This is a genomic window from Streptomyces sp. NPDC015171, from assembly GCF_043079545.1.
Taxonomy (GTDB): domain Bacteria; phylum Actinomycetota; class Actinomycetes; order Streptomycetales; family Streptomycetaceae; genus Streptomyces.
Genome location: NZ_JBIBUO010000002.1, coordinates 717,907 through 743,386 on the forward strand (window position 1 = coordinate 717,907; position 25,480 = coordinate 743,386).

20 protein-coding genes and 2 pseudogenes are annotated in these 25,480 nt (G+C 72.8%); 7 read left to right on the top strand and 15 right to left on the bottom strand.

Translation table 11 applies throughout. The features are described 5' to 3' along the window. The first annotated feature begins 35 nt into the window (after nt 1–35). From ACF073_RS07660 to ACF073_RS07670, 3 genes are all read left to right on the top strand, one after another. Complete coding sequence (locus ACF073_RS07660) at nt 36–1,454, top strand: phytoene desaturase family protein (RefSeq protein ID WP_392067515.1); 1,419 nt, start codon at nt 36–38, stop codon at nt 1,452–1,454. Then, complete coding sequence (locus tag ACF073_RS07665; RefSeq protein WP_392067516.1) at nt 1,451–1,960, top strand: O-acetyl-ADP-ribose deacetylase; 510 nt, start codon at nt 1,451–1,453, stop codon at nt 1,958–1,960. The genes ACF073_RS07660 and ACF073_RS07665 overlap by 4 nt, the downstream gene beginning before the upstream one ends. A 146-nt stretch (nt 1,961–2,106) precedes the next feature. Beyond that, complete coding sequence (locus tag ACF073_RS07670) at nt 2,107–2,559, top strand: hypothetical protein (protein ID WP_392067518.1); 453 nt, start codon at nt 2,107–2,109, stop codon at nt 2,557–2,559. 16 nt (nt 2,560–2,575) lie between these two features. On the opposite strand, the pseudogene ACF073_RS07675 reads toward ACF073_RS07670, so the two are convergent. The 3 genes and pseudogenes from ACF073_RS07675 to ACF073_RS07685 form a co-directional block, all read right to left on the bottom strand. Continuing rightward, nucleotides 2,576–3,712 (bottom strand): annotated as a pseudogene (locus ACF073_RS07675) (PLP-dependent aminotransferase family protein); the annotation flags it as partial. Nucleotides 3,713–4,471: 759 nt separating this feature from the next. Continuing rightward, nucleotides 4,472–4,765, bottom strand: a pseudogene (locus ACF073_RS07680) (GntR family transcriptional regulator); the annotation flags it as partial. A gap of 231 nt (nt 4,766–4,996) precedes the next feature. Further along, nucleotides 4,997–5,704 (bottom strand): B3/4 domain-containing protein, encoded by a 708-nt coding sequence (locus ACF073_RS07685; protein ID WP_392067519.1) that lies wholly within the window; start codon nt 5,702–5,704, stop codon nt 4,997–4,999. A gap of 265 nt (nt 5,705–5,969) precedes the next feature. Here ACF073_RS07685 and ACF073_RS07690 point away from each other — a divergent pair, with 265 nt between their 5' ends. The 3 genes from ACF073_RS07690 (at nt 5,970) to ACF073_RS07700 (ending at nt 8,912) form a co-directional block, all read left to right on the top strand. Beyond that, a complete protein-coding gene (locus tag ACF073_RS07690) occupies nt 5,970–6,827 on the top strand; it encodes a methylenetetrahydrofolate reductase (protein ID WP_392067521.1) in 858 nt (285 codons plus the stop codon). 124 nt (nt 6,828–6,951) lie between these two features. Continuing rightward, a complete protein-coding gene (locus ACF073_RS07695; protein ID WP_392067717.1) occupies nt 6,952–8,418 on the top strand; it encodes an AlkA N-terminal domain-containing protein in 1,467 nt (488 codons plus the stop codon). 11 nt (nt 8,419–8,429) lie between these two features. Next, complete coding sequence (locus ACF073_RS07700) at nt 8,430–8,912, top strand: methylated-DNA--[protein]-cysteine S-methyltransferase (RefSeq protein ID WP_392067522.1); 483 nt, start codon at nt 8,430–8,432, stop codon at nt 8,910–8,912. Nucleotides 8,913–8,923: 11 nt separating this feature from the next. On the opposite strand, the gene ACF073_RS07705 is transcribed toward ACF073_RS07700, so the two are convergent. The 3 genes from ACF073_RS07705 to ACF073_RS07715 form a co-directional block, all read right to left on the bottom strand. Continuing rightward, nucleotides 8,924–9,661 carry an NAD-dependent deacetylase gene (locus tag ACF073_RS07705; protein ID WP_392067523.1) on the bottom strand — a complete coding sequence of 246 codons (738 nt, stop codon included), beginning with the start codon at nt 9,659–9,661 and terminating at the stop codon, nt 8,924–8,926. 150 nt (nt 9,662–9,811) lie between these two features. Next, a complete protein-coding gene (locus ACF073_RS07710) occupies nt 9,812–10,306 on the bottom strand; it encodes an NUDIX domain-containing protein (RefSeq protein ID WP_392067525.1) in 495 nt (164 codons plus the stop codon). 28 nt (nt 10,307–10,334) lie between these two features. Further along, nucleotides 10,335–11,408: an ADP-ribosylglycohydrolase family protein gene (locus tag ACF073_RS07715; protein WP_392067526.1), complete on the bottom strand. Its 1,074-nt coding sequence runs from the start codon at nt 11,406–11,408 to the stop codon at nt 10,335–10,337. Between the two features lie 164 nt (nt 11,409–11,572). Between ACF073_RS07715 and ACF073_RS07720 the strand changes: the two genes are divergently transcribed. Continuing rightward, entirely contained in the window at nt 11,573–12,709 is a 1,137-nt protein-coding gene (locus ACF073_RS07720; RefSeq protein WP_392067528.1) for a glycerate kinase, read from the top strand. A 1,529-nt stretch (nt 12,710–14,238) separates the two neighbouring features. On the opposite strand, the gene pssA is transcribed toward ACF073_RS07720, so the two are convergent. The 9 genes from pssA to ACF073_RS07765 form a co-directional block, all read right to left on the bottom strand. Then, a complete protein-coding gene (gene pssA / locus ACF073_RS07725) occupies nt 14,239–15,057 on the bottom strand; it encodes a CDP-diacylglycerol--serine O-phosphatidyltransferase (RefSeq protein WP_392067718.1) in 819 nt (272 codons plus the stop codon). 22 nt (nt 15,058–15,079) lie between these two features. Further along, nucleotides 15,080–15,736 (bottom strand): phosphatidylserine decarboxylase, encoded by a 657-nt coding sequence (locus tag ACF073_RS07730; protein ID WP_392067529.1) that lies wholly within the window; start codon nt 15,734–15,736, stop codon nt 15,080–15,082. 171 nt (nt 15,737–15,907) lie between these two features. Continuing rightward, on the bottom strand, nt 15,908–17,113 hold the full coding sequence (locus ACF073_RS07735; protein ID WP_392067530.1) for an acyl-CoA dehydrogenase family protein: 1,206 nt from the start codon (nt 17,111–17,113) through the stop codon (nt 15,908–15,910). A 3-nt stretch (nt 17,114–17,116) separates the two neighbouring features. Then, nucleotides 17,117–17,644, bottom strand: a complete 528-nt coding sequence (locus ACF073_RS07740) for a MaoC family dehydratase (RefSeq protein WP_392067532.1) — start codon at nt 17,642–17,644, stop codon at nt 17,117–17,119. 3 nt (nt 17,645–17,647) lie between these two features. Then, nucleotides 17,648–18,607 (bottom strand): HpcH/HpaI aldolase/citrate lyase family protein, encoded by a 960-nt coding sequence (locus ACF073_RS07745; protein WP_392067533.1) that lies wholly within the window; start codon nt 18,605–18,607, stop codon nt 17,648–17,650. After that, on the bottom strand, nt 18,604–20,655 hold the full coding sequence (locus ACF073_RS07750) for a protein meaA (RefSeq protein ID WP_392067535.1): 2,052 nt from the start codon (nt 20,653–20,655) through the stop codon (nt 18,604–18,606). The genes ACF073_RS07745 and ACF073_RS07750 overlap by 4 nt, the downstream gene beginning before the upstream one ends. Nucleotides 20,656–20,664: 9 nt before the next feature. Next, entirely contained in the window at nt 20,665–22,002 is a 1,338-nt protein-coding gene (gene ccrA, locus ACF073_RS07755; RefSeq protein ID WP_392067720.1) for a crotonyl-CoA carboxylase/reductase, read from the bottom strand. A 431-nt stretch (nt 22,003–22,433) separates the two neighbouring features. Further along, nucleotides 22,434–23,258, bottom strand: a complete 825-nt coding sequence (locus tag ACF073_RS07760; RefSeq protein ID WP_392067536.1) for a TetR family transcriptional regulator — start codon at nt 23,256–23,258, stop codon at nt 22,434–22,436. A gap of 160 nt (nt 23,259–23,418) precedes the next feature. After that, the gene (locus ACF073_RS07765) at nt 23,419–25,233 is read right to left on the bottom strand and encodes a 3-hydroxyacyl-CoA dehydrogenase family protein (protein WP_392067537.1); all 1,815 of its coding nucleotides are present in this window, start codon (nt 25,231–25,233) and stop codon (nt 23,419–23,421) included. Between the last annotated feature and the right edge of the window lie 247 nt (nt 25,234–25,480).

A 25,480-nucleotide genomic window follows, 5' to 3' on the forward strand; every position in this document is an offset into this window, starting at 1 on the left:
CCGAATGGCCATCGGCTGACGAATGGGGTCCGAAGGTGCCGTCGATGCTCGATGCGGTTGTGGTGGGTGCGGGACCGAACGGACTGACCGCTGCCGTGGAGCTGGCCCGCCGCGGCTTCTCCGTGGCCCTGTTCGAGGCGAAGTCCACGGTGGGCGGCGGCGCCCGCACCGAGGAACTGACCCTCCCCGGCTTCCGGCACGATCCGTGCTCGGCCGCCCACCCCCTCGGCGTCAACTCCCCGGCGTTCCGCGCCATGCCGCTCGACCGGTACGGCCTCGAATGGCTGCACGCCCCGCTGCCCATGGCCCACCCGTTCCCGGACGGCACCGCGGCCGTGCTGGCCCGCTCGGTGGCCGAGACCGCCGCCTCCTTCGGACCGCGCGACGCGGGCTCGTACCGCAGACTGGTCGAGCCGCTCCTCGCCCACTGGGACACCCTGGTACGGGACTTCATGTCCCTGCCGCTGACCGCCCTACCGCGCGACCCGGTCACCCTGGCCCGCTTCGGCCTCGCCGGACTCCCGCCGTCCACCTGGCTGATGCGCCGGTTCCGGGACGAGCGGGCCAAGGCCCTCTTCGCCGGAATGGTCGCCCATGTGATCGCGCCGCTGGGCGGCCTGGCCACCAGTGCCGTGGGACTGGTCTTCGCCCTCTCCGCCCACGCCCGCGGCTGGCCGGTGCCCCGCGGCGGCTCCCAGGCCGTCTCCGACGCCCTGGCGGCCTACCTGACCGACCTCGGCGGCGCGGTGCACACCGACTACGAGGTCAAGCGCCTCGACGACCTGCCGCCCGCGCGCGCGTACGTCTTCGACACCTCGCCCACCGCGCTCGCCCGGATCGCCGGCTTCGGCGACCACTACGCGAACTACCGCTACGGCCCCGGCGTCTTCAAGATCGACTACGCGCTGGACGGCCCGGTGCCCTGGACCGCGCCCCAGGCCCGCGTCGCCGGCACCGTCCAGATCGGCGCGAGCCGTGCCGAGATCGGCACCGCCCTGCGCGCCGCCTCCCGCGAGGGCCGCGCCCCCGACAAGCCGTTCCTCATCACCGTGCAGCCCAGCGTGGCCGACCCCACCCGCGCCCCCGCGGGCAAGCACGTCTTCTGGGCCTACGGCCATGTGCCCAACGGCTGGTCCGGAGACCTCACCGAGGCCATAGAACGCCAGCTGGAGCGCTTCGCCCCCGGCTTTCGCGACCGGGTGCTGGCCCGTGCCACCGCGGGACCCGCCGAGCTGGCCGCCCGCAACGCCAACTACATCGGCGGTGACATCGCCTGCGGCGCGGCCTCCGGACTCCAGCTGCTGCTGCGCCCCAGACTGTCCCTGTTCCCGTACCACACGCCCCACCCGGCCGTCTTCATCTGCTCCTCGGCCACCCCGCCGGGGCCCGGTGTCCACGGCATGTCGGGACACAACGCGGCCAAGGCCGTCTGGCGGAGACTGAGGCAGCGATGACCGGCATCACGTTCGTCCAGGGCGACATCACCCGGCAGCACGCCGACGCGATCGTCAACGCCGCCAACTCCTCCCTGCTCGGCGGCGGAGGCGTGGACGGCGCGATCCACCGCCGGGGCGGCCCCGCCGTCCTGGCCGACTGCCGCGCCCTGCGCGCCTCCCGGTACGGCAAGGGCCTGCCCACCGGCCAGGCGGTCGCCACCACGGCCGGCGAACTGGACGCCCGATGGGTGATCCACACCGTGGGCCCGGTCTGGTCCGCCACCGAGGACCGTTCGGACCTGCTCGCCTCCTGCTACCGCGAGTCGCTGCGCGTCGCCGACGAGCTGGGCGCCCGTACCGTCGCGTTCCCCGCCGTCTCCACCGGTGTCTACCGCTGGCCGATGGACGATGCGGCCCGGATCGCGGTGGAGGCGGTGCGCGCCACGCCGACGGCCGTCGAAGAGGTGCGCTTCGTGCTCTTCGACGAGCGGGCCTACGAGGCGTTCGCCCGGCAGGCCGACTGAGCCCGCCCGCCGGCCGGCGGCCCGAACGTCACCCGAACGGCGTCATCCACCGTGCGCCGGTGAGCGGCCCGGCCGACGCTCGGAGGGCCGGTGCGCCCGCGAGAGCGGCGCGCACCGCGGACTCGGGGAGGCAGAAAGGAACGCTCATGAGCCAGGCAGCGCAACCCACCGGACCGAACGCCTCCGGCGACTCGTGGCCGCCGCGCCGGGCCGCGGCCCACGGCGGCGGCTGGGTGACCGGAGGCGTCGCCTTCGCCGGCGTGCTGATGCTGTGCGGTGGCGTCCTCGCCATCTTCCAGGGCATCGCCGCCGTCGCCGACGACATCGTCTACGCCCGCGTCGACACCTACGTCTACCGGCTGGACCTCACCGGCTGGGGCGTGATCCACATCATCCTCGGCGCCCTGGTCCTGATGACCGGCATCGGTCTGCTCATGGACATGGCCTGGGCCCGGATCGCCGGTCTGTTCCTCGCCGCGCTCAGCCTCATCGCGCAGTTCCTGTTCCTGCCGTACCAGCCGATCTGGTCGCTGGTCGTGATGGCGATCGACGTCTTCGTGATCTGGGCCCTGGCGTCCCGTCAGGAAGCGGCGAGCTGAGGCCCCGGCAGGCCGGTCAGCCCAGGGCGCGCAAGGCCCTGCCGAGCACCGCCACCCCTTCGGCGACGACCCCCGGAGGGGTGGCCGCATAGCCGAGGACCAGGCCGGGCACGCCGGGTGACTGCCGGTGCCAGGAGAGCGGCTGGCACTTCACGCCGTGGGCGAGCGCCGCCGCGGCGAACTCGGTGTCGGGCACGTCCGAGGTGTAGGTGACGGTCAGGTGCAGGCCGGCGGCGGCGCCGTGCACCCGCGCACCCGGCAGGTGCTCGGCCAGCGCGGCGATCATCGCGTCCCGGCGCCTGCGGTGGCGCCCGCGCGTCAGCCGCAGATGCCGCTCCAGCTCTCCGGACTCCATCAGCCGGGCCAGCACCAGCTGCGGCAGCACCGCGTTCCCCAGGTCGTTGAAGCGCTTCGCGTCGACCAGCGCGGCGTGCTGCCGGGCGGGCGCCACCAGCCAGCCGATGCGCAGCGCCGGCGCGAGCAGCTTCGAGACGCTGCCGAGATAGCAGACCCGGTCGGCCAGCAGGCCGCGCAGCGCGGGGACCGGCGGCCGGTCGTAGCGGTGCTCGGCGTCATAGTCGTCCTCCAGGATCAGACCGCCGTCCCGCGCCCACGCCAGCAGCTCCCGCCGGCGCTCACCGCTGGTCACCACGCCGGTGGGGAACTGATGGGCGGGTGTGAGCAGGACGGCCCCGGCACCGGTCGCCCGCAGCGCGTCGACCCGTACGCCCTGCTCGTCCACCGGCACCGGCGGGGTCGCGAGCCCTCCGTTCGCCAGGTGCCGGCGGGCCCCGAGCGAGCCGGGATCCTCCACCGCGACCGCGTCGACACCGTCCGCCCGCAGGACCGGGTGCAGCAGCGTGAGCGCCTGGGCGGTGCCCGCGACGATCAGCACCGCGTCCGGTGCCACCCGTACGCCGCGCATCCGCGCGAGCCAGTCGGCGACGGCCCGCCGCAGCCGGGGCGCACCGCGCGGGTCGCCGTAGCCGAGGTGGTCGGCGGACAGCTCGGCGAGCACGGCCCGCTCGGCCCGCAGCCAGGCCGCCCGCGGAAAGGTGCTGAGGTCGGGACGGCCGGGGGTGAAGTCGACGGCGGCCGGCGCGGCCCGCAGGGCGTCGAAGACCTCCGCACCGGGGTCCGCGACGAAGAGCGCCGCCCCGGTGCCCCCGGCACGCTGCTCGCCCACGAGCGCCCCGCCCCCGGCCTCACCCCCGCCCCCTTCCCGCACCGACCGCCTCCGGCCCGCACGCCCGCCCCCGCCGGCGCGCTCCGGACCGGACCTGTCCCCGGTGCCGCTCGGACGCCCCGCGCCACCCCCGCACGCCGTGCCGCATCCGGGCCCAGCGGGGCCCTCGCACTGCGTGCCCCCCGGGCATCCGATGCCTGACCGGTGTCCTACGGGGTTCGCGCACTCCGTGCTCCTCGGGTGCCGGGTACGCCCCGTGCTCCCAGCGCCCCCCGCTTCCCCGGCGCCGCCCGCGTCCCCGGTGCCGTTCGTGCCATCGGAACCGCCCGAGTGCCCTGCGCAGCATCCGGGCCCAGCGGGGCCCTCGCACTCCGTGCTCCTGGGGTGTCGGGTACTGCCCGTGCTCCCAGCGCCTCCCGCGTCCCTGGCGCCCCCCGCACCCCCGGGACCACCCGAGTGCCCTGTGCCACCCGGGCGCTCCGGGCCGCTCACCTGCCACGACCGGCCGCTGCATCGCCCGCCGTTGCCCGTGCCACCAGCGACGCCCGCGTCTCCACCACCGCCCGTGCCCCCAGCGCCCCCGCCACCGCCCGACTGCCCCGTGTCACCCGGACGCCCCGTGCCGCTCATCTGCCAAGGGCCCCCGCCCCTTCGCCCACCGCCGCCGGACCCCCCGGCGCCCCGCGCGTAGCCCGAGCCGCCCCCGCCAGGCTCCGGAGCCGCCTCCGGACCCCGCTCCAGACACGCCTCCGGCAGTCCGTCCCCCGGAACCGGCACCGCAGGTGCCGTGCCGTCGGCGAACGGGGTCGCGACCACCACCGTGCCGCCGCGCCGGCGGCCCGCCACCTGGCCGTCCTCGGCGAGCCGCCGGTACGCCTCGGTCACCACGCCCCGGGAGACGCACAGCTCCGCCGCGAGCACCCGGGTCGGCGGCAGCCTGCTGCCCACCGCGAGCCGGCCGTCGGCCATCGCCTGCCGCAGCCGCGCGGTCAGCCACTCCGCCTTCCCGGCGGCGGGCACGTCACCCACCGCCAGCTGGAGGAAATCGGAACCAGCAACCGCCGCGCCCCCCACCGTCCCCGTCCCCGCCCCCGCTGCCGCCGTATCCGCCGTGCCCCGCACCTCGTCCACCCGGCAGATGCTGTCACGCACCCCCGCCCACCCCGCCGTACGCGTCCTCCGCCCATCCTGCCCCGGCCCGTCCTGTCGTCCGGTGCGTTCGCCCGCACGCCCGCACGACCGGTCAGTCGGTCAGTAGGCGAAGGGGAATTCCGGTGCTTCCGGGGTGAGCGAGGCCGTCGCCGTGGTGGCGTCCCAGTGCGCCGTCACCTCCTCCGCGATCGTCTTCAGCACCTCGGCCACCACGTCCGCGCCGCCGTCGTGCATCGCCTCGGCCACCACCAGCACCCGGCCGGTGTGCGTGCCGACCGCCGAGTGCCCGCTCTGCCGGTGGGTCCAGCGGCGGGCGTGCGCCCGGCCGGCGGAGTCGACGAAGGTCATCTCGCCGGGCGCGGGATGCTCGACGGCTCCGCCGAACGCCGTGTACGTCTCGTCCCCGCGGGCCGGGCGGACCTCCAGCAGCGGCCCGCTGATCCGGTCGACGTCGAGGGCGGCCACCGGAACCGCGTACGCCACCGAGATCGCGTTGCACAGGTCCACCAGCGGATGGATGCGCGGCAGCTCGCCCTCCTTGCGCAGCCGCCGCAGCAGCGACTCCGATGCGGACCGGTACTGCGTCGGCCTCAGCCCCATCCGGCTGAAGGCCCGCCGCCAGGCCAGCACCTCGGGGAACTCGCCCTCGGTCGTCCGCACCAGCCGGGCCAGGGCGCGGGCGGTGTACACGGCGGCGCGCTGCCGGGTGTCGGCGGGGGCGCCGACGCCGGCGGCGTACAGCACGCCCGCCGACAGTTCGGGATACGCGGCCCGGACCGGGTCCGCGTGCCGGAACAGCACGGTCACGCCACCCCCGCCCGTGCGCCGGGGTTCGACGAAGTGCTCAACAGGACCTCCTGGGTGATCGGGAACACCCCCACCCTGTCCCGCCCTTGGTCCGGTGAACAGGGCCAAACAAGGTGCAGTCGGCAGGTCCATAAACGGGCGACGGCGCCCTGGCGGCCGGCCCCCGCGGCCCGCGTGACATCATCGGCCGGGGTCAGGACCCCAGCCGTACGGCCTGTACAAGAGGTACGAGCCGTACGTGCGGCACGAGCGTACGAGGAGCGCGATGAACCCCGCCCTGCTGGACGACTTCTCCCTGGAGATGACCGGCAAGGACGTGTCCAGGCTGGAGGAGGCGCACGACAGCATCCCGCCCGGCACCCGGATCAACATCACCTTCCTGGCCGGCGAGGACACCGGGACGCGGCTGACGGCCGCCCGCGCGGTGAAACGGCTCGGCTTCGTCCCCGTACCGCACATCTCCGCGCGCCGCCTGCCCTCCCGGCCCGCCCTGGAGGAGTTCCTCGCCGGTCTCGCGGCCGACGGCACCGCCGAGAACGTGTTCGTCGTCGGCGGCGACCCGGCCCGGCCCGAGGGGCCCTACGAGGACGCCCTCGCCGTCCTGCGCACCGGGCTGCTGCGCCACCACGGCGTCCGGCACGTCGGTATCACCGGCTACCCCGACGGCCATCCCGGCATAGCCGACGGGACCCTGTGGTCGTCGCTCACGGACAAGGCGGCGGCCATCGGGGCCGACCGGTTCGGCGGGGACGTCATCACCCAGTTCGGCTTCGACGTCGACCCGGTCCTCACCTGGCTGGAGGCGGTCCGCGCCCACGGCGTGCACCTGCCCGTCCGCATCGGCGTGCCCGGACCGGCCGGTGTGCGCCGGCTGCTGGGCTACGCCACCCGGTTCGGCGTCGGCACCAGTGCCTCCGTCGCCCGCAAGTACGGGTTCTCGCTGACCAACCTGATGGGCACGACGGGTCCTGACCGCTTCCTGCACGCGCTGGCCGACCGGTACGACCCCGCCCGGCACGGAACGGTGAAGGTGCACTTCTACACCTTCGGCGGGCTGCGGACCACCGCCGAGTGGATCAGCCGGTTCCGGCAGCAGAGCGCCCCCGCACCGCACCCGGTCTGAGCCGATCAGGTCCGATCGCTTCCCATCGGGTTCGGTCACGTCCCAGGCCAGACCCACGTACGTGTCGGATTTCCGCCAGCGTCCGGGGTGGGCGCCGGTCGATGCTGGACACATGCAGACAGCGATGCAGTTCGACCGTGAGCACTGTATGCGGGCCGTGCGGTCGAAGGACGCGCGGTTCGACGGCTGGTTCTTCACCGCCGTCCTGACCACCCGGATCTACTGCCGGCCGAGCTGCCCCGTGGTGCCGCCCAAGCCGGAGAACATGACGTTCTACCCGAGCGCCGCCGCCTGCCAGCAGGCCGGGTTCCGGGCGTGCAAGCGCTGCCGCCCGGACACCAGCCCCGGCTCCCCGGAGTGGAACCAGCGCGCCGACCTGGTGGCCCGCGCGATGCGGCTGATCGCCGACGGAGTCGTGGACCGCGAGGGCGTACCCGGACTCGCCGCCCGCCTCGGCTACAGCACCCGGCAGGTCGAGCGGCAACTGCTCGCCGAACTGGGCGCCGGACCCCTCGCGCTCGCCCGCGCCCAGCGCGCCCAGACCGCGCGGATGCTCGTCGAGACCACCGCGCTGCCCATGGCGGAGATCGCCTTCGCGGCCGGCTTCTCCTCCATCCGCGCCTTCAACGACACCGTCCGCGAGGTCTTCGCCCTGTCCCCGAGCGAGCTGCGCTCCCGGGCGCCGAGGAGCGGCGCGGGCACCCCCGGCGTGCTGAGTCTGCGGCTGCCGTTCCGGGCCCCGCTCAACCCGTCCAACCTCTTCGGCCACCTCGCCGCCACCGCCGTGCCCGGCGTGGAGGAATGGAGCGACGGCGCCTACCGCCGCACCCTGCGGCTGCCGTACGGGCACGGCATCGTCGCCCTCGCGCCCCGCCCCGACCACATCGCCTGCCGGCTCACCCTGAGCGATCTGCGCGATCTGACCGTGGCGATCAGCCGCTGCCGCCGGCTGCTCGACCTCGACGCCGACCCGGTCGCCGTCGACGACCACCTGCGCACGGACCTGCTCCTCGCGCCCCTGGTCGACAAGGCGCCGGGACGCCGGGTGCCGCGCACGGTCGACGAGGCCGAGTTCGCCGTCCGGGCCGTACTCGGCCAGCAGGTGTCCACGGCCGCCGCCCGCACCCACGCGGCCCGCCTGGTCACCGCGCACGGCAAGCCCCTTGACGACGCCGAGGGCGGCCTCACCCACCTCTTCCCGTCCCCCGAGGCGCTGGCCGACGTCGACCCCGAGACGCTGGCCATGCCCCGCACCCGGCGCACCACCTTCACCACCCTCGTCCGCCACCTCGCCGAGGGCAGCCTGCACCTGGGGGTGGACGCCGACTGGGCGGAGGCCCGCGCCCGGCTGCTCGCGCTGCCCGGCTTCGGGCCCTGGACGGTGGACGTCATCGCCATGCGCGCCCTGGGCGACCCGGACGCCTTCCTCCCCACCGACCTGGGCATCCGGCGAGCGGCCGAGGACCTCGGCCTGCCGTCCACCCCGGCCGCGCTCACCGCCCGCGCGGCGGCCTGGCGCCCCTGGCGGGCGTACGCCGTGCAGTACCTGTGGGCGACCGACAGCCACCCGATCAACTTCCTGCCCGTCTGAGGACGTACGACATGAAGCAGCACACCGTCATCGAGAGCCCCTACGGCCCGCTCACGCTCGTCGCCGAGGACGGCGTACTGTGCGGCCTGTACATGACCGACCAGCGCCACCGCCCGCCGGAGGAGACGTTCGGCGCACCCGACGACACGCCCTTCGCGGCGGCCCGGGAGCAGCTGTCGGCCTACTTCACCGGCGAGTTGCAGGAGTTCACCCTCGAACTCCGGCTGAACGGCACACCGTTCCAGCGCGAGGTCTGGGACCAGCTGACCCGGATCCCGTACGGCGAGACCCGCTCCTACGGCCAGCTCGCCGACGCGTTGGGCAACCCCAAGGCGTCCCGCGCGGTCGGCCTCGCCAACGGCAAGAACCCGATCGGCATCATCGTGCCCTGCCACCGGGTGATCGGCGCGGGCGGCGCCCTCACCGGCTACGGCGGCGGCCTGCCCCGCAAGCGCCGCCTGCTGGACTTCGAACGCGGCACGGCCCTGTTCTGACCGCCCGGCCGCTACGCCCCGTACTGCGCGGCCAGCCGGCCCAGCAGCGCGGGCAGCGCGGTGCCGATGGGCTCCCGTACGACCTCGTGGGCGACGTCGTCGTAAGGCGTCGGCTCGGCGTTGACGATGGTCAGCCGGGCGCCGTTCTCGGCGGCGACCCCCACAAGACCGGCGGCCGGCTGCACCTGAAGGCTGCTGCCCACGGCGAGGAACACCGTGCACGCCTTGCTGATCGCCAGTGCCTGGCCGAGGACCTCCGGATCCAGCGGCTGGCCGAACATCACGGTCGCCGGCTTCAGGATGCCCCCGCACACCAGACACGGCGGGTCCCCCTCGCCGGCCTCGACCCGGGCCAGCGCGTCCTCCATCGGCCCGCGCGCCCCGCACCCGGTGCACACCACGCCGCGCGCGCTGCCGTGCAGTTCGAGCACCTTGCGACCGGGGAGCCCGGCCAGCTGGTGCAGCCCGTCCACGTTCTGCGTGAGGACCCGCACCGGGACACCGGACTTCTCCAGCTCGGCGACGGCCCGGTGCGCCGGGTTCGGCTCGGCCCGCAGCGCGTGGTTCTCGCACCGCATCCGCCAGGACCGCAGCCGGATCTCCGGATCGCGCATGTAGTACTCGTACGTCACGAGCTTCTCGGCCTCGGGGTCCCGCCGCCACAGCCCGTTCGGCCCGCGGTAATCAGGGATTCCGGAATCGGTCGAGATACCCGCGCCACTGAGCACGGCCACCAGCGGCTTGTCCATGGGCCGAGAATAGGACGGCCGTTCAGGGCCGCCAAACCCTTTACGTACGCTCCGGGAACGTCCATCCGAGGGCACAGGACTGCCGAGCGCCCGGACTCGGCGTCAGGGCCCCGCCCAGGCTGCTCGCGGGGGGGGGCGGGCCCTGAGTCGTCAGGCCACGCGGTGGCCGTTCTCCAGTTCGGCCGTGCCCGAGCCGTCCGCGAGGACGTCCAGGGCGGTCAGCACCCGGTGGCCGAGCGCGCCCGGCAGGTGGGCCGTGATCTCCTCGCGCGGGACCAGGCGCCAGGACAGCAGCTCCTCCTCCTGGAGGCGGATGGACTTCAGCTCGGCATCGGTGAGGACACCGCCGTCGTACAGGTACGCCACCAGCGGCGGCCGGCCCGTGCCGCGCACCCAGTCGACGGCCAGCAGCCGGCCGAGTTCCCGGTCGAGCCCGATCTCCTCCAGCGTCTCCCGGCGGGCGCCCTGGCGCGGCGTCTCCCCGTCGTCGGACTCGATGGTCCCGCCCGGAAGCGCCCAGCCCTCACGGTAGTTGGGCTCGACGAGCAGCACCCGCCCCCCGGCGTCCCGGAAGAGCGCGGCGGCACCGGCGAGGACACGGGGCAGGCTCGCGATGTACGCGGCGAAGTCTGGCGTCGTGGTCATTCTGGAAGGGTAACCAGCCGCCCCGCCGCTACGTCCCGCCGGCCGCCAGGCGCAGGGTGCGTTCGGCCAGCGCACTGATCCGTACGCCGTCGAAGCCGAACACCGCGCTGCGGACCGTGTCCTCCAGCGGGTCCCGCCAGTGGGCCGGCAGGGCGTCCGCCCCGGTGCGGACCCCGGCCACCGAGCCGGCCGTGGCCCCGTTGGAGTCGGTGTCCAGGCCGCCGCGCACGGTCAGGGCGATGGTCCGGGTGAAGTCGCCGTCGCCGTACAGCAGCCCGGCGGTGAGGACGGCGGCGTTCGGGACGGTGTGGATCCAGCCCAGCCCGGCGGTCTCCTCCGCCACCGTGGCCAGGGTCTCCTCCCAGGGCAGCCGGGCCTCGTGCAGGCTCGCGACCCGCCGCACGGTACGGGCCAGGCGGCTGCTCGCCGGGACGACGGTCAGCGCGGTCTCCAGGGCGGCCCGGACGGTCGGGGCGGTGAAGGCGGCCGAGATCAGCGCGGCGGCCCACATGGCGCCGTAGACACCGTTGCCGGTGTGCGAGAGCACCGCGTCCCGGCGGGCCAGACCGGCGGCCCGGACGGGCTCGCCCGGGCAGGTCCAGCCGTAGACGTCGGCGCGGATCAGCGCGCCGATCCACTCCTGGTACGGATTGTCGTACGTCGCCGTCAGCGGCGGCTTCATCCCGTTCGCCAGGTTCCGGTACGCCGCCCGCTCCGCCGTGAACGTCTGCAGGAACGGCAGCCTGAGCAGCCACAGGTCGCCGACCTGCTCGGTGCTGAAGCCGAAGCCGTGGGTCTCCAGCAGGTGCAGGCCCAGGATCGCGTAGTCGATGTCGTCGTCCCGGCAGCTGCCGTGGATCCGGCCGCGCACACATCGGCGCCACTCCGGGCGCAGCACGGCGCCGTCGGCCGCGTCGGCCGGCTCGGGCAGGTAGTCGGTGAGCGGCAGGGCGGCGGCCCGCCGCAGATAGCGGTCGATGCGCTCGCGCGTCCACACCTCGCCCTGTTCGACCGGCTTGCCGAGCATGTTGCCCGCGATCCGGCCGAGCCAGCCGCCGTGGACGCGGTCGGCGAGGCCGGTCTGTGTGCCCTGGATGCCCATGGCAGGGGGGTACCCGTTCTGCCCGCGGGCTCCCCGCCTGTTCCCAGGGTTCGGTCGGGGCATGACGGCGGGGGTGTCCTGCGGTTATCGTCACAGCGGCGCGACTGGCCCCGCCATGCGCGGGGCCCGGAGAGCAAGGGGAAGACAAGGTGGCGGACGCTGCAGTGAACGAGACCCGTCGGGTGCTCATCGCCGCGGACAAGTTCAAGGGCTCGCTGACGGCCGTGCAGGTCGCCGAGCGGGTGACGGCCGGGCTGCGCCGGGTCGTGCCGGATCTCGATGTCGAGGCGCTTCCCGTGGCCGACGGCGGTGACGGGACCGTGGACGCGGCGGTCGCGGCCGGTTTCGAACGGCGTGAGGTCCGGGTCGCCGGACCGCTCGGCCAGGAGGTGACGGCCGCGTTCGCGCTGCGCGACGGCACCGCGGTGGTGGAGATGGCCGAGGCGAGTGGCCTGCAGCGGCTGCCGGCCGGTGTCTTCGCCCCGCTCACGGCCTCGACGTACGGGTCCGGTGAGCTGCTGCGGGCCGCGCTGGACGCGGGCGCGCGGACGATCGTGTTCGGCGTCGGCGGCAGCGCCACGACGGACGGCGGCGCGGGCATGCTGGCCGCGCTGGGCGCCCGGTTCCTGACCGAGGAGGGGGAACCGGTGCCTCCGGGCGGCGGCGGTCTGGCCGGCCTGGCCCGCGCCGACCTCTCCGGCCTCGATCCCCGGCTCTCCTCGGTCGAGCTGGTGCTGGCCAGCGACGTCGACAATCCGCTGACCGGCCCGAAGGGCGCCCCGGCGGTGTACGGCCCGCAGAAGGGGGCCACGCCGGACGACGTGGCGGCCCTCGACGCGGCGCTGGCCCACTTCGCGAAGGTCCTGGAGGCCGCGGCCGGCCCACGGGCCGCCGAGTACGCGGCGTCTCCCGGCGCGGGCGCGGCCGGCGGCATCGGCTACGGCGCCCTCCTGCTGGGCGCCCGCTTCCGCCCCGGCATCGAGGTCATGCTGGACGTCCTGGGCTTCGCGCCCGCCCTGGCACGGGCCTCCCTCGTCATCACCGGCGAGGGCTCGCTGGACGAGCAGACGCTGCACGGGAAGGCACCGGCGGGAGTGGCGGCGGCGGCGCGGGCCGCGGGCCGGACCGTGGTGGCGGTGTGCGGGCGGCTGGCGCTGCCCGCGGAGGCGCTGGAGCGGGCCGGGATCTCCCGGGCCTACCCGCTGACCTCGATCGAGCCGGACGTCGCCAAGTGCATCGCGGACGCCGGCCCCATCCTGGAACGCCTCGCGTCCCAGCTCGCCGAGAACCACCTCGTCTGACCCCGCAGGAACGACGCCCCTCCGACTCGACCGGCCGAGAGCCGAGCGGCAGACCTCGGCGGTCGGGCGGCGGGCGTGCCGAGCGCTGCCCGGCTCGGTGGCGGCTGGCCTCGGATGCCTGATGGACCGGGCGCCGACAGCCCGCGAACGTCCGCCCGGCTCCGTGCCGGCCATACCGCGCCATGGCGAACCGATCGGTCGCGCGACGGCGCCCCGAGGCCCTGCGGTCGCGGTGCCCATGGGAATCCGAGCGGTCGGCCGGACGGCGCCGACCCCGCTCGGCCGCCCGGCCGGGGCAGCTATGGAGCCCAGAAGGTCGGCCCAGGGCGCCCCGATCGCCCGCCCGGCCCCACGCCACGGACAGCCGAGCGGCTGGACACCGGCGGCCCGAGCGCCGAACGGCGTCCCGGCCGCCGGCTACCCGGGCCGAGCGGCTGGGCACCGGCGGCCTGAGCGCCGGGCGGGCGAGCGGCGGCTGTCCGGCTGCCTGCCTGACCCCTGGGTCGCCTGTCGGACGGGCCGGCGGCAACCCTGCCGGGGCCGGCTGGGCGGCGGTTGCCTGAGCGCCGGACGGCGCCCCGGCTGCCGGCTACCGGGCGAGCGGCGATGGTCCGGCTGCCTGCCTGACCCCTGAGTCGGCTGTCGGACGGGCCGGCGGCAACACCCTGCCGGGGCCGCCCGGTATCCGGGCTGAGCGGCTGGGCGGGGGTTGCCTGAGCGCCGGGCGGCGTTCCGGCTGTCGGCTACTCGGGCCGAGCGGCGGTTGTCCGGCTGCCTGCCTGACCCCTGGGTCGGCTGTCGGACGGGCCGGTGGCAACCTTGCCGGGCCCGCCCGGTATCTGGGGCCGAGCGGCTGGGCACCGGCGGCCTGAGCGCCGGACGGTGTCCCGGCTGCCGGCAACCCGGACCGAGCGGCGGCTGTCTGGCTGCCTGCCCGACCTCTGAGTCGGCTGTCGGACGGGCCGGTGGCAACACCCTGCCGGGCCCGCCCGGTATCCGGTCCTCACTGTCTCCCGGTCTCCCGGCCCCTGGGTCTCCCGGCCCCCCAGGTCTCTCGGGGTCTCCCGGTCCCCGGGTCTCCCAGTCCCCCCTCGGGTCTCCCGCCCCCCCGGTTTCCCGGTCCCCGGTTTCCCGGCCCCTCGGCCTGCCCCGGTCTCCCGGCCCCCCGGTCTCCCGGCCCCCCGGTCTCCCGGCCCCGGTGTCCCCGGCCCCCCCGGTCCCCGGGTCGCCCCCCCCGGGTCGCCCGCCCCCCCCGGGTCCCCCGGTCTCCCGGCCCCCGGGTCCCCCGGACCCCAGGCCCCCGGCCCGCCGGCTCCGTAGGCAGCCGGCGGGCGTGTCCAGGCCGTTGTCCGGGGCGGCGGTGCGCCTCGTGGGGTGCGGGGCCGGGGACGGTGCCGTGTCAGCCGACCGAGACGGGTGGGCGGGTGGGCGGAACTCAGCGGAACCGAGCGGAGCGGAACGGTGCCGGACGCGCATACGGCGAAGGGCCCCGGACCATTCAGGTCCGGGGCCCTTCGCTGAACGCCGCGCTACGGGAGCTGCGCCGCCCGCGCCTCACGGCGGTTGTCACGGAAGTTGTTCACCCGTCGAGCCGTGGCGAACAGCGGAATCACCGCGCCCATGACCAGCTGCAGCGCGCAGCCCGTCTGGAGCAGCAGCTGACCGCTCGGCGCGTCGAAGGCCCACGCCGCCAGCAGCCCCATGGACAGCACGATCCAGCAGAGCATCGCGCCGGCCAGCCGTCCCCGCGGCTTCGGGTACTCGACCCGGCTCACCATCAGCCACGCGGTGCCCAGGATCGCCAGCAGCGTCGCCACGAACGGCAGCTCCAGCAGCACGATCGACACCACGGTCAGCGCACCGAACGGCGAGGGCATGCCCTGGAACATGCCGTCCTTCAACGTCACGCAGCTGAACCGGGCCAGCCGCAGCACCACGGCGAGCAGCACCACGATGGCTCCCAGCGCCGCCATCCGCTGGTGCGCGTCGTCCGCGACCATGCCGTAGACGAGGACGAAGTACGCGGGGGCCAGGCCGAAGCTGATCAGGTCCGACAGGTTGTCCAGCTCGGCGCCCATGGGGGAGGAGCGCAGTTTGCGCGCCACGAGTCCGTCGAACAGGTCGAACACGGCCGCGCAGAGCATCAGGATGACCGCCGTGGCCGCGCTGTGGCGGGCCATGCCGGACTCCTGGCTGCCGGTGAGGTGCGGGATCAGGATGCCGGTGGTGGTGAAGTACACCGCCATGAAGCCGCACGTGGCGTTGCCCAGCGTCAGGGTGTCCGCTATCGACAGGCGGAGCGAGAGAGGCATCTCCTCCTCGTCGTCCACCTCGTCGGCCTCGGGCACCCAGCCTGCCTGGGTCTCCGGATCAATCACGGTCAATGCGAGTCACCCCAGCCACGGTCTTCTGGCCGACCTCGACCGCGACCTCCACGCCCTCGGGCAGGTAGAGGTCGACACGCGAGCCGAAGCGGATCAGACCGATTCGGTCGCCCTGCTCGACCTTCGTACCCTCCGGGAGGTAGGGGACGATGCGGCGGGCCACCGCGCCGGCGATCTGGATCATCTCGATGTCGCCGAGTTCGGTGTCGAAATGCCAGACTACGCGCTCGTTGTTCTCGCTTTCCTTGTTGAAAGCCGGAACAAAGCCGCCGGGGATGTGCTCGACGGACGTCACCGTGCCCGCGAGGGGCGCGCGGTTGACGTGCACGTTCAGCGGGCTCATGAAGATCGCGACGCGGGTGCGTCCGTCCTTCCACGGCATGATGCTCTGCACCACACCGTCGGCCGGGGAGATGACCCGGCCCGCGGCGATCTCGCGCTCGGGGTCGCGGAAGAACCACAGCATGCCCGCCGCGAGCGCGGTGGCGGGCACGGCGACGGCCTTCGCCACGCCGGAGCGGCGGGCGCGGGCCAGGCTGAGGGCTGCGGTGGCGACGGTCGGGAGAAGCCACGGCGATGCTCCGCGCGCGAGGCGTACGCCGGCTCGGCTGTCGCGAGGTGCAGAGGTTTGGCTGTGGGGCATGGATGACCTTCGTAGCGGATGATGCCGCGCTCTGATCGGGGGACGGCGGCTTTCCCGGGATCGTACCGGTCGGTGGCTGCAACTGGGCAAGCCAGGCAGCCGAGTCGGCGGCTGAACACCGCCTACGGGGTGTGATCTTCTTCTCGAAGAAAACACCCCGTATCCGGACAATCAGCCCTGGAATCGATACTCTTCGAGCAGTCTGCGCCCGATGATCATTTTCTGGATCTCGGCGGTACCTTCACCGATGAGCAGCATCGGGGCCTCCCGGTAGAGGCGCTCGATCTCGTACTCCTTGGAGAACCCGTAGCCGCCGTGGATCCGGAAAGCATCCTCCACGACCTCCTTGCAGTACTCCGAGGCGAGGTACTTCGCCATCCCGGCCTCCAGGTCGTTTCGCTCCCCGGAGTCCTTTTTGCGTGCAGCGTTGACCATCATTGCATGCGCGGCCTCGACCTTGGTGGCCATCTCCGCCAGCTTGAACTGGATGGCCTGGTGCTGGGCGATCGGCTTGCCGAAGGTGTGCCGCTGCTGGGCGTACCGGACGCCCAGCTCGAAGGCGCGCTGGGCGACGCCGCAGCCGCGTGCCGCCACATTGACGCGGCCGACCTCCACGCCGTCCATCATTTGGTAAAAACCTCGGCCGGTGACGCCGCCGAGCACCCGGTCGGCCGGAATCCGCAGGCCGTCCATGATCAGCTCGGTGGTGTCGACGCCCTTGTAGCCCATCTTGTCGATCTTGCCGGGGATGGTGAGGCCCGGGCGGACCTCGCCGAAGCCCGGCTCCTTCTCGACGAGGAAGGTGGTCATCGACTTGTGCGGCGCCGTGCCCTCGGGGTGTCCTTCGTCACTCTTGACCAGGACGGCCACGAGCGAGGACGTGCCACCGTTGGTCAGCCACATCTTCTGGCCGTTCAGGACGTACTCGTCGCCGTCCTTGACCGCCTTCGACGTGATCGCCGACACATCGGAGCCGAGGCCCGGCTCCGACATCGAGAAGGCGCCGCGGATGTCGCCGGCCGCCATCCTCGGCAGGAAGTGGTCCTTCTGCTCCTGCGTGCCGTGCTGCTTGAGCATGTACGCGACGATGAAGTGCGTGTTGATGATGCCGGACACCGACATCCAGCCGCGGGCGATCTCCTCCACGCACAGCGCGTAGGTGAGCAGCGACTCGCCCAGCCCCCCGTACTCCTCGGGGATCATCAGGCCGAACAGCCCCAGCTCCTTCAGGCCGTCCACGATCTGCTGCGGGTACTCGTCGCGGTGCTCCAGCTCGGTCGCGACCGGAATGATCTCCTTGTCGACAAAGTCCCGGACGGTGGAGAGGATCTCCTGCTGGACGTCCGTGAGACCGGCGGTCTGGGCGAGACGGGCCATGGCTTACTTCTCCGACTTCTTCTCCGCGGGAGCGGACAGCTCCGGGCGGCCGGGCTGCTCGCCGCCGCGCTCCTTGATGTACGTCTCGGTCGGCACCATCACCTTGCGGCGGAAGACGCACACCAGCGTGCCGTCCTGCTTGTAGCCCTTGGTCTCGACGTGGACGATGCCGCGGTCGTTCTTCGACTTCGAGGGCCACTTGTCGAGCACGGTCGTCTCGCCGTAGATCGTGTCGCCGTGGAAGGTCGGCGCCACGTGCTTGAGCGACTCGATCTCCAGGTTGGCGATCGCCTTGCCGGAGACGTCCGGGACGGACATGCCGAGCAGCAGCGAGTAGATGTAGTTCCCGACCACCACGTTCTTGCCGAAGTCCGTGGTCTTCCCGGCGTAGTTGGCGTCCATGTGGAGCGGGTGGTGATTCATGGTGAGGAGGCAGAACAGGTGGTCGTCGTACTCCGTGACCGTCTTGCCGGGCCAGTGCTTGTACACCGCACCGACCTCGAACTCCTCGTACGTGCGTCCGAACTGCATCGCTCAGGCCTCCGGGATCTCGAACTTGGACGTCCGCTGCATGCCGGCGGCCCGGCCCTTGCCGGAGATGACCAGGGCCATCTTGCGGCTGGCCTCGTCGATCATCTCGTCGCCGAGCATCGCGGAGCCCTTCTTGCCGCCCGCCTCGGACGTGTAGTAGTCGTACGCGTCCAGGATCAGCTCGGCGTGGTCGTAGTCCTCCTGGGACGGCGAGAAGATCTCGTTGGACGCCTCGACCTGGCCCGGGTGCAGTACCCACTTGCCGTCGAAGCCGAGCGCCGCGGCGCGCTGCGCCACCGCGCGGTAGCCCTCCACGTTGCGGATCTGGAGGTAGGGGCCGTCGATCGCCTGGAGGTTGTTGGCGCGGGCGGCCATCAGGATCTTCATCAGGATGTAGTGGTAGGCGTCCGCCGGGTAGCCGGGCGGCTGCTCGCCCACGACCAGCGACTTCATGTTGATCGACGCCATGAAGTCGGCCGGGCCGAAGATGATCGTCTCGACGCGCGGGGAGGCCTGCGCGATCGCGTTGACGTTGTTCAGGCCCTGCGCGTTCTCGATCTGCGCCTCGATGCCGATCTTGCCGACCTCGAAGCCCATGGTCTTCTCGATCTGCGTCAGCAGCAGGTCGAGAGCGACGATCTGCTCGGCGTTCTGGACCTTCGGCAGCATGATGCAGTCGAGGTTGTGGCCCGCGCCCTCGACGACGGTCACGACGTCCCGGTACGTCCACTCGGTCGTCCAGTCGTTGACCCGCACGACGCGCGTCTTGCCCGTCCAGTCGCCCTCGTTGAGGAACTCGACGATGGTGTGCCGCGCCCCGGGCTTGGCGAGCGGCGCGCACGCGTCCTCCAGGTCCAGGAAGACCTGGTCCGCCGGGAGGCCCTGCGCCTTCTCCAGGAAGCGCGGATTGCTTCCGGGCACGGCGAGGCAGGAGCGCCGCGGACGAAGACGGTTGACGGTCATGCGGGGACCTCCAGGGGGTCGAGCTTGTTCGCTTTGCGGATCTCGTCGACGATACGGCCGATGATCCCGGTGATGTCGAAGTCCTTCGGGGTGAAGACCGCGGCCACACCGGCGGCCTTCAGCTGCTCGGCGTCGGCGTTCGGGATGATGCCGCCCGCGATGACCGGGATGTCGTTCGCGCCGGCCTCACGCAGCCGCTCCAGCACGTCCGGCACCAGCTGGGCGTGCGAGCCGGACAGGATCGACAGGCCGACCGCGTGCACGTCCTCCGCGAGGGCCGCGTCCACGATCTGCTCAGGGGTGAGCCGGATGCCCTGGTAGACCACCTCGAAGCCGGCGTCCCGCGCGCGGACGGCGATCTGCTCGGCGCCGTTGGAGTGCCCGTCGAGGCCCGGCTTGCCGACCAGGAAGCGCAGCTTGCCGACGCCGAGGTCGCGGGCGGTGTCCTCCACCTTGGTGCGGACCTCGGCGAGGGCCGAGCCGGCCTCGGCGGGCACGGCGACCGGCGCCGAGGAGACCCCGGTGGGCGCCCGGTACTCGCCGAACACCTCGCGCAGGGCGCCGGCCCACTCGCCGGTCGTGACCCCGGCGCGGGCGCACTCCAGGGTGGCCTCCATGAGGTTGCCGGTGCCCTTGGCGGCCTCCTTGAGGCGGTCGACGGCCTGCCGCACGGTCGGGAAGTGGAACGGGTCGCCCGTGCCCTGCCGGTCGGAGGACTCCTGGCGGGTGATGCGCCACTGCTCGACGGCCGTGACGACGCGGGCCTCGACCTGCGGGTCGACCGTCATGATCGCGGTGTCCAGATCGGCGGTCAGCGGGTTCGGCTCGGTGCCCTCGAAGGCGTTGACACCGATGATCTTCTCCTCGCCGGACTCGATCCGGGCCCGGCGCTCGGCGTGCGAGGCGACCAGCTGCGACTTGAGGTAGCCGGACTCGACGGCCGCCATCGCACCGCCCATCTCCTCGATCCGGTCCATCTCCGCGAAGGACTCCTCGACCAGCCGGCTCACCTTCGCCTCGATGACGTGCGAGCCCTCGAAGATGTCCTCGTACTCCAGCAGGTCGCTCTCGTAGGCGAGGACCTGCTGGATGCGCAGCGACCACTGCTGGTCCCAGGGCCGGGGCAGGCCCAGCGCCTCGTTCCAGGCGGGCAGCTGCACGGCACGCGCGCGTGCGTCCTTCGACAGCGTCACCGCCAGCATCTCCAGCACGATCCGCTGGACGTTGTTCTCCGGCTGCGCCTCGGTCAGGCCGAGCGAGTTGACCTGGACGCCGTAGCGGAACCGGCGCTGCTTGGGGTTCTCGATGCCGTACCGCTCGCGCGTGACCTTGTCCCAGATGCGGCCGAACGCCCGCATCTTGCACATCTCCTCGACGAAGCGGACGCCCGCGTTCACGAAGAAGGAGATCCGCGCGACCACGTCACCCATGCGCTCCTGCGGCACCTGGCCGCTGTCGCGCACGGCGTCGAGGACGGCGATCGCGGTGGACATCGCGTACGCGATCTCCTGCACCGGCGTGGCCCCGGCCTCCTGCAGGTGGTAGCTGCAGATGTTGATCGGGTTCCACTTCGGGATGTGGGAGACCGTGTACGCGATCATGTCCGTCGTCAGGCGGAGCGAGGGACCCGGCGGGAAGACGTGCGTCCCGCGGGACAGGTACTCCTTGACGATGTCGTTCTGGGTCGTGCCCTGGAGCTGGGTGATGTCCACACCCTGCTCCTCGGCGACGACCTGATAGAGCGCCAGCAGCCACATGGCGGTGGCGTTGATCGTCATCGACGTGTTCATCTGCTCCAGGGGGATGTCCTGGAACAGCCGGCGCATGTCACCGAGGTGCGAGACGGGCACGCCGACCCGGCCGACCTCGCCGCGGGCGAGGATGTGGTCGGGGTCGTAGCCGGTCTGCGTCGGCAGGTCGAACGCCACCGACAGACCGGTCTGGCCCTTGGCGAGGTTGCGCCGGTACAACTCGTTGGACGCCTCGGCCGTGGAGTGGCCGGCGTACGTCCGCATGAGCCACGGACGGTCCTTCTGACGCTCTGTCATCTAAGGCCCTCAGACGTTCCGGAAACGGTTGATGGCGTCGACGTGCCGGGCGCGCATCTCCTGGTCGCGCACGCCCAGGCCCTCCTCGGGCGCCATGCACAGCACGCCGACCTTGCCCTGGTGCAGATTGCGGTGGACGTCGTAGGCGGCCTGTCCGGTGTCCTGAAGGGAGTAGACCTTCGACAGCGTGGGGTGGATCTTGCCCTTGGCGATGAGGCGATTGGCCTCCCACGCCTCGCGGTAGTTGGCGAAGTGCGAGCCGATGATCCGCTTCAGCGACATCCACAGGTAGCGGTTGTCGTACTCGTGGTTGTAGCCCGAGGTCGAGGCGCAGGTGACGATGGTGCCGCCCTTGCGGGTGACGTAGACCGAGGCGCCGAAGGTCTCGCGGCCCGGGTGCTCGAAGACGATGTCGACGTCCTCGCCGCCGGTGAGTTCGCGGATGCGCTTGCCGAAGCGCTTCCACTCCTTGGGGTCCTGGGTGTTGTCGTCCTTCCAGAACCTGTAGCCCTCGGCGCTGCGGTCGATGATCAGCTCGGCGCCCATCTTCCGGGCGATCTCGGCCTTCTGCTCGCTGGAGACGACACAGATCGGGGTGGCGCCGCCGGCGAGCGCGAACTGCGTGGCGTACGAGCCGAGTCCGCCGCTCGCACCCCAGATCAGGACGTTGTCGCCCTGCTTCATCTGGGCGCCGTTGCGGGAGACCAGCTGCCGGTAGGCGGTGGAGTTGACCAGGCCCGGGGCGGCGGCCTCCTCCCAGCTGAGGTGGGCCGGCTTCGGCATCAGCTGGTTGGACTTGACCAGCGCGATCTCCGCCAGGCCGCCGAAGTTGGTCTCGAAGCCCCAGATCCGCTGCTCGGGGTCGAGCATCGTGTCGTTGTGGCCGTCGGAGGACTCCAGCTCGACGGAGAGGCAGTGGGCGACGACCTCGTCGCCGGGCTTCCAGGAGTTCACGCCCGGCCCGGTGCGCAGCACGACGCCCGCGAGGTCGGAGCCGATGATGTGGTAGGGCAGGTCGTGGCGCTTGGTCAGCTCGCTGACCTTGCCGTAGCGCTCCAGGAAGCCGAACGTCGACAGCGGCTCGAAGATCGAGGTCCAGACCGAGTTGTAGTTGACCGAGGAGGCCATGACGGCCACCAGAGCCTCGCCCGGGCCCAGTTCGGGCACCGGCACCTCGTCCAGGTGGGTCGACTTGCGCGGGTCCTTGTCGCGGGTCTCCAGGCCCGCGAACATCTCCGTCTCGTCCTTGTGCACGGTGATCGCACGGTACGACTCGGGGAGCGGCAGGGCGGCGAAGTCTGCTGACGTGGCGTCCTGCGACTGGATCGCGTCCAGGATGTCCTTCACGGTCACGGTGTTGCCTCCGGCGGTGAGCGCCCTGAGGGAGGGGCGCTGAGGGATCGTCGGTGCTGCGATGAGTGCTGCTGAGGGTGTGGTGGAACGTGCCGTCGGTTCGGCTCGGTGGTGCTTCGGCAGCGCTTTGTGGCGCGGGAGGTTGCCTGTGACGCAGGCGTCCGGGCGCGCAGGCCATGAGCTTGCGGGGACAGCCGGCGAACGATCGGTCTCTGCTCGCCGGCCGCCCGGACCTCTTCAACGTATGACACCGCGTGTCAGGTGGCAAGGCACTGAGTGCCAGAAGTCGCTCTCAGATGAAATCTTTACGTAACAAATGAGCGATGATCGATCGAACGGCCGCCGAAATCTCCCCGAAAAGGGCCCCTGACATGCCAAAACGGCCACCCGGGCGGGTGGCCGTCGTCACAGCGGGAGGGCGCCGGTCAGCGCTCCTTCAGCGCCTCCTCGATGGTCCGCATGACCTCGTCCAGCGGGGCGTCCGTGCGGGCCACCGTCACCAGCACCTCGCCGTGCGCGGAAGCCGTCGCCGCGGTCGTGGCGGCCGGCCGGGCGCCGGCCTGGGTGCTCCGGCCGGCCCCGATGCCGTTGCCGAAGGTCTTGCGCACGATCGCGAAGGCGTGGTCCAGCTGGGTCTCCACGTCCCCCTGGCCGCCGGCCCGCAGCCAGCGCCGCAGGACGTGGTTGTGGGCGGTGACCACGGCGGAGGCGGCGACCTCCGCCAGCAGCGGGTCGTCGTTGGCGTCGTCGGCGTGCGCGTGCTCGTCGAAGTGGCCGAGCAGGTAGCGGGTGAACAGACGCTCGTAGCGGGCCACGGAGGCGATCTCGGCCTCGCGCAGCGTGGGCACCTCGCGGGTCAGCTTGTAGCGGGCGACCGAGATCTCCGGCCGGGCCGCGTACATCTTCATGACTTCCTTGATGCCGCGGCACACGGTGTCGAGCGGGTGCTCGTGCGCCGGGGCGGCGTTGAGGACCGCCTCCGCGCGGATCAGCGTGTCGTCGTGGTCGGGGAAGATCGCCTCTTCCTTGGAGCGGAAGTGGCGGAAGAAGGTGCGCCGGGCGACCCCCGCGGCGGCGGCGATCTCGTCGACGGTGGTGCCCTCGTACCCCTTCGTCGCGAACAGCTCCATGGCTGCCGCCGCCAGTTCTCGGCGCATTTTGAGCCGCTGAGCGGCCGCGCGGCTGCCGGCGGCACTTTCCGGCGCGTCGGGCGTAGCTGGTGTACGGGAGGACTTGGCGGGCTGGGACATGACCTGAACGTACTGCATGTGCGCAGCTCGATGCGCAGGTCCGGGGTGTCCCCCGCCCGCGGCGGGCGGGGGAGGGCCGGTCCGGCCGGGCGGGGGAAAGCCGCCCGGGTCGAGCAGCCCGCCCCAGTCCGTCTCCGTCCGGAACCCGTCGCCGACCCCGTCAGCGGCGGGCATACTCGCGGAAGCCGCGGCCCGTCTTGCGGCCGAGGCAGCCCGCGGCCACCAGGTGCTCCAGGAGCGGCGCCGGGGCGAGGCCCGGGTCGCGGAACTCGCGGTGCAGCACCTTCTCGATGGCCAGTGAGACATCGAGGCCGACCACGTCCAGCAGCTCGAACGGGCCCATCGGGTAGCCGCCGCCCAGCCGCATCGCCGCGTCGATGTCGTCCAGCGACGCGTAGTGCTCCTGCACCATCTTGATCGCGTTGTTCAGGTACGGGAACAGCAGCGCGTTGACGATGAAGCCGGCGCGGTCCCCGCAGTCGACGGCGTGCTTCCTGATCCGCCCGCAGACCTCGCGGACCGTGGCGTGCGCCTCGTCGTCGGTCAGCACCGTGCGGACCACCTCGACCAGCTTCATCGCCGGGGCCGGGTTGAAGAAGTGCATGCCGATCACGTCCTGGGGACGCGAGGTGGCGCGGGCGCAGGCGACGACGGGCAGCGACGAGGTGGTGGTGGCCAGGACCGCGCCCGGCTTGCACACCTTGTCGAGCGTGGCGAACAGCTGCCGCTTGACCTCCAGGTCCTCCGCGACCGCCTCCACGGCGAGGTCCACCTCGGCGAAGGCGTCGTAGGAGCCCGCCGGGACGACGCGCTCCAGGGTCTCGGCGGCGGCCTCGGCGGTCAGCCGGCCCTTGTCCACGGACCGGGCGAGGGACTTGCCGATCCGCGCCCGGGCCGCCAGGGCCTTCTCCTCGCTGCGGGCGGCCAGCACCACCTGGTAGCCGGCCTTGGCGAACACCTCGGCGATACCGGAGGCCATGGTGCCGGAGCCGGCCACGCCGACCGAGCGGACCTCGCGGCCCGCGGCGGACGCGCCGCCCGCCGAAGGCGTCAGCGCGTCCGGCACCACGACGGCGCTGCCCGGCGCCTCGTACGTGTAGAAGCCGCGCCCGGACTTGCGGCCGGTCAGGCCCGCCTCGCTGAGCTGCTTGAGGATCGGGGCGGGGGCGTGCAGCCGGTCACGGGACTCGGCGTACATGGCGTCGAGGACCGTGCGCGCGGTGTCGACGCCGATCAGGTCGAGCAGGGCGAGCGGGCCCATCGGCAGGCCGCAGCCGAGCCGCATGGCGGCGTCGATGTCCTCCCGGGAGGCGTACTTCGCCTCGTACATCGCGGCGGCCTGGTTCAGATAGCCGAAGAGCAGCCCGTCCGCGACGAAGCCGGGGCGGTCGCCGACCGCGACCGGCTCCTTGCCCAGTTCGATCGCGAGGTCGGTGACGGCGGCGACGGCCTGCGGCGCGGTCAGCACCGAGGAGACGACCTCCACCAGCTTCATCGCCGGCGCCGGGTTGAAGAAGTGCAGGCCGAGCACGCGCTCGGGGCGGGCCGAGTCGGCGGCCAGCCGGGTCACGGACAGCGCGTTGGTGCCCGTCGCGATGATCGTCTCCGGGCGGACGACGCCGTCGAGCTCCCGGAAGACCTGCTGCTTGATCTCGTACGACTCGGGGACCACCTCGATGACGAGGTCGGCGTCGGCCGCCGCGGCGAGGTCGGTGGCGGTGCGCACCCGGGCCAGCGCCCCGGCGCGCTCCTCCTCGGTGAGCCGGCCGCGCGCCACGGCGTGGGCGGTGGCGCCCTCCAGGGCGGCGAGCGCCTGGGCGGTCCTGGCCTCGTCGAGATCGATGCCGATCACCTCCCGGCCGGCCTTCGCGAGGACCTCGGCGATGCCGGTGCCCATCGTGCCGAGGCCGACGACGGCGATCGTCTTGAGCGGGGACAGCGGGGACAGAGCGGTGTCGGACAGGGGAGTGGCCATCGCGGGACTCCAGGAATGAGGGTGACGACGAGGAGCGCGCCGGGTGCGCCGAGGGGCGCACCGCGGTGCGAAGAGGGATGCGGGTGTTTCCGGGCTGCGAGCGCACACGCCCGGTGCTGCCGGTGCCACGGGCGTGCACACGCCCGGGAGCGGCGGAAGGTCCGACCGGCTCTGTCCCGGAGCCGGGCCGTACTGCGGTACACACGGTGCACCGAACCGACTTGCCTGCCTCCCACGGCCCTTGGGG

Bases quoted from the DNA above. Each gene is read 5' to 3' on its own strand.
- ACF073_RS07665 (WP_392067516.1), top strand. From the start codon at position 1,451: ATGACCGGCATCACGTTCGTCCAGGGCGACATCACCCGGCAGCACGCC.
- ACF073_RS07670 (WP_392067518.1), top strand. From the start codon at position 2,107: ATGAGCCAGGCAGCGCAACCCACCGGACCGAACGCCTCCGGCGACTCG.
- ACF073_RS07690 (WP_392067521.1), top strand. From the start codon at position 5,970: ATGAACCCCGCCCTGCTGGACGACTTCTCCCTGGAGATGACCGGCAAG.
- ACF073_RS07695 (WP_392067717.1), top strand. From the start codon at position 6,952: ATGCAGTTCGACCGTGAGCACTGTATGCGGGCCGTGCGGTCGAAGGAC.
- ACF073_RS07700 (WP_392067522.1), top strand. From the start codon at position 8,430: ATGAAGCAGCACACCGTCATCGAGAGCCCCTACGGCCCGCTCACGCTC.
- ACF073_RS07705 (WP_392067523.1), bottom strand. From the start codon at position 9,661: ATGGACAAGCCGCTGGTGGCCGTGCTCAGTGGCGCGGGTATCTCGACC.
- ACF073_RS07710 (WP_392067525.1), bottom strand. From the start codon at position 10,306: ATGACCACGACGCCAGACTTCGCCGCGTACATCGCGAGCCTGCCCCGT.
- ACF073_RS07715 (WP_392067526.1), bottom strand. From the start codon at position 11,408: ATGGGCATCCAGGGCACACAGACCGGCCTCGCCGACCGCGTCCACGGC.
- ACF073_RS07730 (WP_392067529.1), bottom strand. From the start codon at position 15,736: ATGCCCCACAGCCAAACCTCTGCACCTCGCGACAGCCGAGCCGGCGTA.
- ACF073_RS07735 (WP_392067530.1), bottom strand. From the start codon at position 17,113: ATGGCCCGTCTCGCCCAGACCGCCGGTCTCACGGACGTCCAGCAGGAG.
- ACF073_RS07740 (WP_392067532.1), bottom strand. From the start codon at position 17,644: ATGCAGTTCGGACGCACGTACGAGGAGTTCGAGGTCGGTGCGGTGTAC.
- ACF073_RS07745 (WP_392067533.1), bottom strand. From the start codon at position 18,607: ATGACCGTCAACCGTCTTCGTCCGCGGCGCTCCTGCCTCGCCGTGCCC.
- ACF073_RS07750 (WP_392067535.1), bottom strand. From the start codon at position 20,655: ATGACAGAGCGTCAGAAGGACCGTCCGTGGCTCATGCGGACGTACGCC.
- ACF073_RS07760 (WP_392067536.1), bottom strand. From the start codon at position 23,258: ATGTCCCAGCCCGCCAAGTCCTCCCGTACACCAGCTACGCCCGACGCG.
- ACF073_RS07765 (WP_392067537.1), bottom strand. From the start codon at position 25,233: ATGGCCACTCCCCTGTCCGACACCGCTCTGTCCCCGCTGTCCCCGCTC.